Below are 1,454 nucleotides of genomic sequence, written 5' to 3'. Positions count from 1 at the left end.
CCCAATTCCGGTTGCAAAAACGTGCAGGTCAGGGTTTAATGGCAACCAAATTTAAAAACCGGAAAACTAAAGATCAACTCGCAACCTTACACATTGTCAACAACGACGATGAAATCATGATGGTCACCAATCGGGGTATCATCATACGCCAAGCTGTAAATGCTATCTCCATACAATCCCGCTCAGCAACTGGTGTACGAGTGCAGCGCCTAGACGGAGATGATGCAATCACAGGAGTAGCAATAGTTCCTCCAGATAGTGGTGACGTCGAAGAGGCTGAAAATTAAAAAAGGAGTCAGTCGCTTCGCTCCAAGTCAAAAGTCAAAAGTCAAAAGTCAAAAGTAACAACCACCAAAATAAATTTAGGGGTTTGCATCCCTTTTTTGTGGCGGTCAGTATTTAGAATACAGGAGTCAGAATACAAAAGTCAGAAGTTATTCTGGCTCCTGACTCCTGACTTCTGAATTCTTTATAAAAATGAAGATTTCTCATTTTAATTTTGCACTTTTGATTACTCTTGCCAGTGGTATCTTAATGGGACTAACAGTAGCCCCTGTAGGTGCTTGGTTTTTAGCCTCGATTGCCTTAGCTCCTTTATGGGTTTTAATCCTTAAAAATAAGGGTGAAAATTCTTCATTTTTAATGAGTTTAGCCTGGGGTATTGGTTATCACGGTATTGCTTTATCCTGGATTACCGGAATTCATCCCATGACTTGGATGGGTGTTCCTTGGTTGGCGAGTCTTGCGATCGCCCTGTTTTGTTGGATATTTATTACTCTTTGGGGAGCTGCATTAGTTGCAGTCTGGGGAACGTGCTTATCTTGGATAAATTATAAATCTCAAATTGCACTTTCTCCTCTGAGCCGAGTTCTTATTGGCACAGCTATTTGGTGCGTATTAGAAAGGCTTTGGAGTGCTGGTCCTTTATTTTGGAGTTCTCTTTCTTACACTCAGAGTCCGCATAATTTGGTAATTTTACACCTTGGTCAACTCTCAGGACCAAATGCGGTGGTAGCAGCAATTGTTGCAGTTAACGGTTTATTAGCACAGAGTTGGATAAACGGTTTTCAGTTTAAACGCAAGTGGTTCATTGATAAATATTTAGCGATCGCCACAGCGTTACTTATTACCTGTCACCTGATTGGTTTTAGCTTATACAAACTTCCCTTAGCTCAACCACCAGAAGCAGCATTAAAAGTTGGAATTATTCAAGGTAACATTCCCAATACAATCAAACTTTATCCAGAAGGTTTCCGTCGAGCAATAGAAGGGTACACCACTGGATACCTAACCTTGGCAAATCAAGGAGTGGATGCAGTTTTAACTCCTGAAGGAGCATTGCCATTTTCTCAGTATAGTATTATGCGGAGTTCTTTGGTTGCTGCAGTGAGAGAAAAAGGTGTGGTTGCTTGGATAGGAGGTTTTGACAAGGAACAACGTGGCTATACAAATAG

General features: G+C 41.1%; 1 protein-coding gene and 1 pseudogene. Both read left to right on the top strand.

Going from position 1 to position 1,454, the window contains the following annotated elements:
* Nucleotides 1–287: DNA gyrase C-terminal beta-propeller domain-containing protein (locus G4P69_RS38155; protein ID WP_279606332.1), on the top strand; the 287-nt coding region annotated here is incomplete at its 5' end.
* A 190-nt stretch (nucleotides 288–477) separates the two neighbouring features.
* Nucleotides 478–1,454 (top strand): annotated as a pseudogene (locus tag G4P69_RS38150) (apolipoprotein N-acyltransferase); the annotation flags it as partial.

The organism is Aetokthonos hydrillicola CCALA 1050, assembly GCF_017591665.1.
Lineage (GTDB): Bacteria > Cyanobacteriota > Cyanobacteriia > Cyanobacteriales > Nostocaceae > Aetokthonos > Aetokthonos hydrillicola.
The sequence above is the reverse complement of the archived record's forward strand: the minus strand, read 5'-3'. Positions and strand labels throughout refer to the sequence as shown.